The following is a 9,155-nucleotide window of genomic DNA, read 5'->3' on the forward strand; positions in this document are numbered from 1 at the left end:
CAGCGAAGACTCCGACGCCACGTCACCCCCTGACGGCCACGGCGGTGCGCACCCCCACGGCCCCGCACCCGCCCGACAGCGGAACGGGCCGTCGGGGTGTGCGCTTCGGGGGGTGCGGTCCACGGCCCGTTCCGCTGTCGGGCGGGTGCGGGGCCGTGGGGGTGCGCACCGCCGTGGGCGTCAGGGGGTGAAGTGGGTTCGGAGTCTTCGCTGGGGCCCCGGTGGGGCTCCTACGTGGTCCAGGCCCAGGAGGGCCGCGCCCAGGACCGGGCGGGCTGTGACCACCTGGGGGGTGGCCTTCGGGGCGCGGGTGCTGAGGAGGTCGCGGATGCCGTCGTCCAGTTGGGGGTGGCGGGCGGCCAGGACGCTGCCGCCCAGGAGTACGGGGGTCTCCTCGGTGAGGAGGTCCAGGCGGGTCAGGGCGACCGTCGCCATGGTGACCACCTCGTCCGCCAGTCGCTCGACTATCGAGTGGGCGATCGGATCGCCCTGCGCCGCCGTGGCGAACAGGACGGGTGTCAGTTCGTGGCGGCGGTGGTCGTCGAGGGTCTTCAGGTGGAGGGCCTCGATGAGGGCGTACATGGAGTCGAGGCCGAAGTGGGCGGGGAGGGTGCGGGCCAGGGCCGTGGGCTCGCCGCGGCCGTCCTCGGCGCGGGCGGCGTGCCACATGGCCTCCTCCGCCAGGCCCCAACCACCGCCCCAGTCGCCGGAGATGCGGCCGATCGCCGGGAAACGGGCGGTGCGGCCGTCCGGGCGCATGCCGACGCAGTTGATGCCGGCGCCGCACACCACGGCGACGCCACGGGGTTCGGCCACGCCGGCGCGCAGGATCGCGAACGTGTCGTTGCGGACCTCCACCGTCGTGCCCCACGCGCGCGCGTGCAGGGCCGCCGCCAGCTGTTCCTCCTCCACGGGCAGGTCCGCGTTGGCCAGGCAGGCCGAGACGTGGGAGACGGAGGTGATCCCGGCTGTCGCGTAGGCCTCTTCCACTGCCCGGGCGAGGGTGTCCACCGCTGTTTCGATGCCGACGGCCGGGGGCCTGAAGCCGCCGCCGCGGGCCGTGGCGAGGACGGTTCCGTCGGCCGCCACGACCGCGACGTCGGTCTTGCTGTTGCCCGCGTCGATGGCGAGGACGCTTGCGGTCAGGCCCACGCGAGGTGCTCCCGGTTGTGTGCGATCAGCTGGTCGGTGAGGGTCTCGGCGTACTCGTACTGGCCGATGAGGGGGTGCGAGAGGAGGGCGCGGAAGACGCGGTCGCGGCCGCCGCGCAGGGCCGCCTCCAGGGCCAGGTCCTCGTACGCCGTCACGTCGGCCACCAGGCCCGCGTACAGGGGGTCCAGCGGGGCGACGGTGAGCGGGGTCGCTCCCTTGGGGCCCACCGCTGCCTGTACCTCGATCACCGCGTCGTCCGGGAGGAAGGGGAGGGTGCCGTTGTTGTGGGTGTTGACCACCTGGTACGGGCTGCCTCCGCCGCCGAGCAGGGCCGCCGCCAGGTCGACGGCAGCCTCCGAGTAATAGGCGCCGCCGCGCTTGGCGAGGAGCGCCGGCTTCTCGTGGAGGGACGGGTCGCCGTACATCCGCAGCAGTTGCTCCTCCATGGCGGCCACCTCGGCGGCTCGGGAGGGCTTGGTGCGCAGTTCCTCCACGACCTTGTCGTGCGCGTAGTAGTAGCGCAGGTAGTAGGAGGGGACGACGCCCAGGCGGTCCAGGAGCGGGCGGGGCAGATGGAGGTCGTCGGCGATCCTGTCGCCGTGCGCGGCCAGGAGGTCGGGGAGTACGTTCCTGCCCTCGGGGCCGCCCAGGCGTACGCCCGTCTCCCAGGTGAGGTGGTTCAGGCCCACATGGTCCAGGTGGATGTCGGTGGGCGCGACGTCGAGCATCGCCGCGAACTTCCGCTGGAAGCCGATCGCCACGTTGCACAGGCCGACCGCGCGGTGGCCGGCCTGGAGCAGGGCCCGGGTGACGATGCCGACCGGGTTGGTGAAGTCGATGATCCAGGCGTTCGGGTTGGTGCGGCGGACACGGTCGGCGATGTCCAGGATCACCGGGACCGTGCGCAGGGCCTTGGCCAGGCCTCCGGCCCCCGTCGTCTCCTGGCCGACGCAGCCGCATTCGAGGGGCCAGGTCTCGTCCTGCTGCCGGGCCGCCTGTCCGCCCACGCGGAGCTGGAGCAGGACCGCGTCGGCGCCGTCGACGGCCGCGTCCAGGTCGGGGGTGGTGACGATGCGGCCGGGGTGGCCCTGGTGGGCGAAGATGCGGCGGGCCAGGCCGCCGACCAGCTCCAGGCGGTCCGCCGCCGGGTCGACGAGGACCAGTTCCTCGACGGGAAGGGTGTCCCTGAGGCGGGCGAAGCCGTCGATGAGTTCCGGGGTGTAGGTCGAGCCGCCGCCGACCACGGTGAGTTTCATCTTTATCCCTTTACTCCGGTGAGCGTGACGCCCTCGACGAACGCCTTCTGGGCGAAGAAGAACACGAGGATCACGGGGGCCATGACCAGCACGGTGGCGGCCATGGTGAGGTTCCAGTCGGTGTGGTGGGCGCCCTTGAACGACTCCAGGCCGTAGGACAGGGTCCAGGCGCCCGGGTTCTCCGAGGCGTAGATCTGCGGGCCGAAGTAGTCGTTCCAGGCGTAGAAGAACTGGAAGAGGGCGACGGCCGCGATGCCCGGCTTCGCCATGGGCAGGACGACCCTCAGGAGGGTGCGCAGCTCGCCGCAGCCGTCGACCTTCGCCGCGTCCAGGTACTCGTTCGGGATCGTCGTCAGGAACTGCCGCAGCAGGAAGATGGAGAACGCGTCGCCGAACGCCATCGGGATGATCAGCGGCCACAGCGTGCCGGAGAGGTCCAGCTGCTTGGCCCAGAACAGGTACATGGGGATGATGATCACCTGCGGGGGCAGCATCATCATCGAGATCACCAGCATGAGTGACAGATTGCGGCCCCGGAAGCGGAACTTGGCGAGGGCGTAGGCCACCGGGATCGACGACGCGACGGTCAGGACCGTGCCGAGGCCGGCGTAGACCAGCGTGTTCCGCCACCAGGTGAGGAAGCCAGGGGTGTCGAAGACCTTCTTGTAGTTGCCCCACTCCCATGTGTGCGGGATCAGGTCGCGGCTGAGTGCCTGGCTGTCGCTCATCAGCGAGGTGAGGAGGAGGAAGACGAACGGCAGCGTGAAGAAGAGGGCCGCCGCCACGCCGAGGGAGTGGACGGCGATCCACTCCAGGGCCGCCCTGCGGCGGGCCGTGCGGGCGGCCGGGGAGACGGGGGCCTTGAGCGGGAGGGGCTTGTCCAGCACCTGGGTCATCGTCAGTCACCTGCCTGGATCAGACCGCCCCGGCGCCGCATCAGGAACGCGGTGAACGCCATCGACAGGGCGAAGAGGACGAGTGCCACCACGCAGGCCGAGCCGTAGTCGAAGCGCTGGAAGCCGAGGTTGTAGACGAGCTGGGGGAGGGTGAGCGTGGACTTGTCCGGGTATCCCGGCTCGAACTGCGTGCCGGCGCCCTGGATCACGCCCGAGGCGACCTTTCCGGCGATGAGCGGCTGCGTGTAGTACTGCATCGTCTGGATCACCCCCGTGACCACCGCGAACATCACGATCGGGGAGATGTTGGGCAGGGTCACGTAGCGGAAGCGCTGCCAGGGCGAGGCGCCGTCCAGTTCGGCGGCCTCGTACTGCTCGGTGGGCACGTCGAGCAGCGCGGCCATGAAGATGACCATCAGGTCGCCCACGCCCCACAGGGCCAGCAGGGTCAGGGCCGGCTTGGACCAGGTGGGGTCGTTGAACCAGCCGGGGGCCGGGATGCCGGTCTTCTCCAGGAGGGAGTTGACCGGCCCCGTGCCCGGGTTGAGGAGGAAGGCGAACGCCATGGTCGCTGCGACCGGCGGCGCGAGGTAGGGCAGGTAGAAGAGGGTGCGAAAGACACCCGTGCCCGTCTTGATCTTGGTGATGAGCAGGCCGACGCCGAGTCCGAAGGCGACCCGCAGGGTGACCATGACCAGGACCAGCCACAGGGTGTTGCGCAGGGCCGGCCAGAAGAGCGGGTAGTCCTGGAAGACGTACGTCCAGTTCTTCGTGCCGCTCCACGTCGGCGGTCTGAAGCCGTCGTAGTGCATGAACGAGAAGTAGACGGTGGAGATCAGCGGATAGGCGAAGAAGACCGCGAATCCGATCAGCCACGGCGACATGAAGGCGAGGGTCTTCAGCGCCGAACGGCGGCGTCTGGACGCCAGGGTGGCGGTGGTGGTGACGGTGGTCATGCGCCTCTACTTCGCCTGCGCGATGTCCGTGTCGATCTGCTTGGCCGCCTTCGCAAGGCCCGCCTTGAGATCCTTCTCCTTGCCGCTCTCGTAGTCGTAGCCGAACTGCTGGATCGTCACCAGGTACTGGCCGCCGTTGATGGAGGCGGGTGTGGTGGTGGAGTCCGGGTCGGCCGCGATGTCCAGGAAGGTCTTGAAGCGCGGGTCGTACTTCAGCTTCGGGGACTTCAGCGCGGCGAGCGTGGAGGGCACGTTGTGGATGTCGTTGGCGAAGCCGACCACCGCGTCGGTGTCCGTGGTGATGTACTTGACGAACTCCCAGGCGGCGTTCTGCTTGTGGCTGGTGGCGGCGATACCGGCGATGGTGCCGGTGATGTAGCCCTTGCCGTACTGGCTCACCTGGTCGTCGGGGACGGGCAGCGGGGCGACGCCGATGTCGAACGCCGGCTTGGCGTCCGTCGCCATGCCCAGCCGCCACTCGCCGTCGAGCTGCATGGCGACCTGGCCGGTGTGGAAGGGGTGCTTGGGGCCCCACTCGTCGCCGAGCGTGGCGCGGTACTTCTCCAGCTTCTGGAATCCGCCGAGTTCGTCGACCAGCTTCTTCTGGAGGGTGAAGCCCTTTTCGAAGGCGGGGTCCTTGGCGAGGTTCGACTTCCCGCTCGCGTCGAAGTAGGTCGGGGAGAACTGCGCGAAGTAGTGCTCGGTCGTGGACTCCCAGCCGTGGTAGTCCGGCATGAACCCGAGCTGCTTGTAGCCGTCTCCGTCGGGGATCGTCAGCTTCTTGGCGTCCGCCTCGAATTCCGACCAGGTCTTCGGCGGGGCCTTGATGCCGGCCTTCGCGAACGCGGTCTTGTTGTAGTAGAGGCCGTACGCGTCACCCAGCAGCGGCACCGTGCAGCGGTTGCCGTCGAACTGCGTGTACTCGTTCATCGCCTTCGGGAACGTCTTCTCCGGATCGACACCCGACTTCTCGAAGAACGGGTTCAGGTCGACCAGCGCGCCCGAGGAACAGAACTTGCCCACGTTGTTCGTGGTGAAGGACGAGATCACGTCCGGGGCCTTGTCGCCGCCGGTGCGCAGCGCCTGGTTCATCTTGTCGTCGGTCATGTTGCCGACGGCGTTGACGTGGATGTTGGGGTGGGCCTTCTCGAAGCCGGCGATCAGCGACTTCACGGCCTTGACCTCGTTCGGCGCGCTCCAGGCGTGCCAGAAGTTGATCGTCGTCTCCTTCGAGGCGTCGTCGTTCGCGCCGGAGTCCGACTGGCCGGTACAGGCGGTGGCGAGCAGCGCCAGGGAGGCGGTGGCGGCGAGAGCGAGAGACGCTTTCCGGGCTTTCCGGGGTACTTCGGGCATGGCTGGATCTCCCTCGGACGGGCGTGGCGGTGAAGGGGGTGGGGTGCTGGTGCGGGGTCAGCGGGAGGTGTCGAAGACCTCGTCGCGAGTGGTGGCGAGCGCGCTCTCCAACGCGCCGCGCAGCACGGGGTGTTCACGGACGCCGCCGACCACCAGATGCGGCCGGGAGGCGGCCAGCTCCTCCAGCTCCGCCTGGACGAGGGCGCGCAGCACCTCGCCGCCGGCGGTCAGCGAGGCGCCGCTGAGTACGACGAGTTCGGGGTCGAGGACGGAGACGAGGGAGGCCAGACCGGTGGCGAGCCGGGTCGCGTACGTCGTCAGGAGGGTGCGGTGCGGGCCGGTGGCGTGGTCGGCGGCACGGGCGACGAGCGCGGCGGCGGCCTCGGCGTACGGCCCGCCGGGCACGTCCTCGATGCCGAGTTCCCGGGCCAGCCTCGGCAGGGCCTGGGAGCCGGCCAGCTCCTGGTAGCCGCCGCTGTTGGCCTTGGTGACCTGGCGGACCAGCGGGGTCCCGGGCACCGGCAGGAAGCCGACCTCGCCGGCGCCGCCGGTCCAGCCGCGGTGCAGCCGGCCGCCGAGGACCAGGGCGGCGCCGAGGCCCTCCTGGTTCCACAGCAGTACGAAGTCCTGGTGGCCGCGGGCCGCGCCGAGGCGCTGCTCGGCGATGGCGACGAGGTTGACGTCGTTCTCGTACTCCACCGGCATCGGCAGGGCGGCGGCCAGCTCGTCGAGGATCGTGGGGGAGTGCCAGCCGGGCAGGTGGGAGGCGTAGCGCAGCCGGCCGGTGTTGGGGTCGAAGGCGCCGGGGGTGCCGATGACCAGCCGATGGACGTCGCCGCGGGCCAACCCGGCCGCCTTCACCGCGCCGTCGAGGGCGTCGGTGACCTGGCGTACGACGGGCTGGGACGGGCGGCGGCCGGGGGTCGCCAGCTCGTACTCGCCGACCGTGCGGCCGGTGACGTCGGCGACGGCCGCACGGATGCGCTGCGGGGTGACGTCGAGTCCGGCGGCGTACGCGGCGGCCGGGTTGACCGAGTAGAGCTGGGCGTTCGGGCCCGGGCGCCCCTCGCTGGTACCCGTGGCGAGGACCAGTCCGGCGGCTTCCAGCCGGGCCAGGAGCTGGGAGGCGGTCGGCTTGGACAGGCCGGTGAGCTTGCCGATCCGGGTGCGGGACAGCGGCCCGTGCTCCAGCAGCAGGTCGAGGGCGGCCCGGTCGTTCATGGCGCGCAGGACGCGTGGGGTTCCCGGCGTACCGGCGGTTCCTGCCATGGGGATCGACACCTGCCCTTCCAGCCGCCCAGCTTTTCAGTGACCCGGGCAGGACGTCCAGTCTTGATCACCGGGCGCCGGGAGATCACTGTTAGGAAACTTTCCTGTTGGGCTGGGAGGAACCTAGGCCAAGGACGAAGGGGGCGTCAATAGACAACGCCCCCGAGCCGACGAACTCGTCGTCTCGGGGGCTGGAAAGGTGGTTCGCCGGTCGTCGGCGAACGGAGCGCTACTTGCCGGTCGGCTGCTGCGGAGTGAGCGGGGCCGTCGCCCGTGCCTGCGGTGACGTCGGGTTGGCGAACGCCGAGGGGGCGGCCACCGCCGCCGCCGGATCGACGGCCTCCTCTTCCGCCGGGGCCGTCGCGCCGCCGACGATGCGGATGTCGGCCGCGTCGAAGGCGCGTTTGATGCGCCAGCGCAACTCGCGCTCCACGGCCACCGACTTGCCCGGCATGGTCCTGGCCGAGACGCGGACCACCATCGAGTCGATCAGCACGCTGTCCAGGCCCAGCACCTCGATCGGGCTCCACAGGAGCTCGTTCCAGGGCTCCTCCTTGCCCATCTTCTCGGCGACCTCGGTCAGGGTGGCCCTGAGCTTGTCCAGCTCCTCGCTCGCCCTGACGGTCACGTCGACTCCGGCCGTCGCCCAGCCCTGGGAGAGGTTGCCGATCCGCTTGACCTCGCCGTTGCGGACGTACCAGATCTCGCCGTTGTCGCCGCGCAGCTTGGTCACACGCAGGCCGACCTCGATCACCTCGCCGGAGGCGACGCCCGCGTCGATCACGTCGCCGACGCCGTACTGGTCCTCCAGGATCATGAAGACACCGGAGAGGAAGTCCGTGACCAGGTTGCGCGCGCCGAAACCGACCGCGACGCCCGCCACACCCGCGGACGCCAGCAGCGGGGCCAGGTTGATCTGGAAGGTGGCCAGGACCATCAGCGCGGCCGTGCCCAGGATCAGGAAGCTCGCCACCGACCGCAGCACCGAGCCGATCGCCGCGGAGCGCTGCCGCCGCCGCTCGGCGTTGACCAGCAGGCCGCCCAGCGAGGAGCCGCCGTTGCCGGCCTGGGCGGCGCGGTTCATACGGTCGATGAGCTTGGTGATCGCCCGCCGGACCACCACCCGCAGCACGCTCGCTATCACGAGGATCAGCACGACCCGGAGGCTGATCGCCAGCCAGGTGGACCAGTTCTGCTCGACCCAGCTCGCGGCCTGGTTCGCGCTCTCCTGGGCGTCCTGGAGCGTGGGGACCGACACGGACGGCGACTCCGAGGGAGACGGTGACGGCGACGGACCGGCGGCCAGTAGGACGGCGGGCAAGGACACGGCAGGTACCTCCAGGTGCGTCCGCCCTCCGGCGCAGCGGTCAATATCGTCTGGGTCACGAAGAGGTCACCGGACGGGCAGGGCCACCACACTAACGGGGCACGGTGTGTGGATTGCCGCGGCGTACGAAGGAGATACGGCGGCGAAACGGTGCGCACCCGCCTCTGATCAGGCCGTGTGAACGGACCGTGATCCGGGGGATGAATGAGGTGTGGTCGAAAACACTCCCAGCCCGTTACCGGGACATGGTGGCGCGTTCACCAGGCATGAGGGGAGACTGACTGCAGATCGTCCCGGCGCGAGCCACGCGCCGCCGGCGTACAAGGAGGCCCCTGTGCCGCATGTCCTGGTCCTCAACGCGTCGTACGAGCCCCTCGGCGTCGTACCGCTCCGCCGCGCGCTCGTCCTCGTGCTCGAGAACAAGGCAGTCTGCCTCGAGGAGTCCGGCGCCCATCTGCACAGCGCGACCGTCACCGTCCCCGCACCCAGCGTGGTCCGGCTCAAGCGTTTCGTCCGGGTTCCCTATCGGGGACCCGTTCCGTTGACGAGGCGAGCGCTGTTCGCCCGCGACGGGGGCCGCTGCATGTACTGCGGCGGCGTCGCCACCAGCGTCGACCACGTCATCCCGCGCTCGCGGGGTGGCCAGCACGCCTGGGACAACGTGGTGGCCTCGTGCCGCCGCTGCAACCACGTCAAGGCCGACCGCCACCTCGTCGAGCTGGGCTGGCGACTGCGTCACAAGCCCGCTCCGCCCACCGGTCTGGCCTGGCGCATCATCGGCACCGGGCATAGGGACCCGCGCTGGCTGCCCTACCTGCAGCCGTACGGCGCGGACGACGCCCTGGCCCGGATCGACGGCATCTCCGCCTGACGATCCGGGTCTTCGCGTACGGCGCGCGGTTCGTGCGGTGTGCGTACGGCGGCCGTGACGCCCGTACCGCGCGGC

Annotated in this window: 8 protein-coding genes; 1 reads left to right on the top strand and 7 read right to left on the bottom strand. The window is 70.3% G+C overall.

What is annotated here, in order from left to right:
• Positions 1–180: 180 nt before the first annotated feature.
• The 7 genes from BZY54_RS31490 to BZY54_RS31520 all read right to left on the bottom strand — a co-directional run bounded on the left by BZY54_RS31490 (position 181) and on the right by BZY54_RS31520 (position 8,209).
• On the bottom strand, positions 181–1,152 hold the full coding sequence (locus tag BZY54_RS31490; RefSeq protein WP_086728723.1) for an N-acetylglucosamine kinase: 972 nt from the start codon (positions 1,150–1,152) through the stop codon (positions 181–183).
• Positions 1,143–2,408 (bottom strand): 6-phospho-beta-glucosidase, encoded by a 1,266-nt coding sequence (locus BZY54_RS31495; protein ID WP_086728724.1) that lies wholly within the window; start codon positions 2,406–2,408, stop codon positions 1,143–1,145. Before BZY54_RS31495 ends, BZY54_RS31490 begins: the two co-directional genes overlap by 10 nt.
• A 2-nt stretch (positions 2,409–2,410) precedes the next feature.
• Positions 2,411–3,304 carry a carbohydrate ABC transporter permease gene (locus BZY54_RS31500; RefSeq protein ID WP_086728725.1) on the bottom strand — a complete coding sequence of 298 codons (894 nt, stop codon included), beginning with the start codon at positions 3,302–3,304 and terminating at the stop codon, positions 2,411–2,413.
• Positions 3,305–3,306: 2 nt separating this feature from the next.
• Positions 3,307–4,260 carry a carbohydrate ABC transporter permease gene (locus BZY54_RS31505; protein ID WP_086728726.1) on the bottom strand — a complete coding sequence of 318 codons (954 nt, stop codon included), beginning with the start codon at positions 4,258–4,260 and terminating at the stop codon, positions 3,307–3,309.
• 6 nt (positions 4,261–4,266) lie between these two features.
• Entirely contained in the window at positions 4,267–5,613 is a 1,347-nt protein-coding gene (locus tag BZY54_RS31510) for an ABC transporter substrate-binding protein (protein ID WP_086728727.1), read from the bottom strand.
• A gap of 57 nt (positions 5,614–5,670) precedes the next feature.
• Positions 5,671–6,882, bottom strand: coding sequence for an ROK family transcriptional regulator (locus BZY54_RS31515; RefSeq protein ID WP_086728729.1), 1,212 nt, complete (start codon positions 6,880–6,882; stop codon positions 5,671–5,673).
• A 229-nt stretch (positions 6,883–7,111) separates the two neighbouring features.
• Complete coding sequence (locus tag BZY54_RS31520; RefSeq protein WP_086728728.1) at positions 7,112–8,209, bottom strand: mechanosensitive ion channel family protein; 1,098 nt, start codon at positions 8,207–8,209, stop codon at positions 7,112–7,114.
• Between the two features lie 334 nt (positions 8,210–8,543).
• On the opposite strand from BZY54_RS31520, the gene BZY54_RS31525 reads away from it, so the two are divergent.
• On the top strand, positions 8,544–9,080 hold the full coding sequence (locus BZY54_RS31525) for an HNH endonuclease (RefSeq protein WP_037859785.1): 537 nt from the start codon (positions 8,544–8,546) through the stop codon (positions 9,078–9,080).
• The last annotated feature ends 75 nt before the right edge of the window (positions 9,081–9,155 follow it).

Source organism: Streptomyces carpinensis, from assembly GCF_002154505.1.
Classification (GTDB): Bacteria; Actinomycetota; Actinomycetes; order Streptomycetales; family Streptomycetaceae; genus Streptomyces; species Streptomyces carpinensis.

What these genes read in the sequence shown, in the direction of transcription:
- BZY54_RS31500 (WP_086728725.1), bottom strand. Translation starts at nt 3,304, where the DNA reads ATGACCCAGGTGCTGGACAAGCCCCTCCCGCTCAAGGCCCCCGTCTCC.
- BZY54_RS31505 (WP_086728726.1), bottom strand. Translation starts at nt 4,260, where the DNA reads ATGACCACCGTCACCACCACCGCCACCCTGGCGTCCAGACGCCGCCGT.
- BZY54_RS31510 (WP_086728727.1), bottom strand. Translation starts at nt 5,613, where the DNA reads ATGCCCGAAGTACCCCGGAAAGCCCGGAAAGCGTCTCTCGCTCTCGCC.
- BZY54_RS31515 (WP_086728729.1), bottom strand. Translation starts at nt 6,882, where the DNA reads ATGGCAGGAACCGCCGGTACGCCGGGAACCCCACGCGTCCTGCGCGCC.
- BZY54_RS31495 (WP_086728724.1), bottom strand. Translation starts at nt 2,408, where the DNA reads ATGAAACTCACCGTGGTCGGCGGCGGCTCGACCTACACCCCGGAACTC.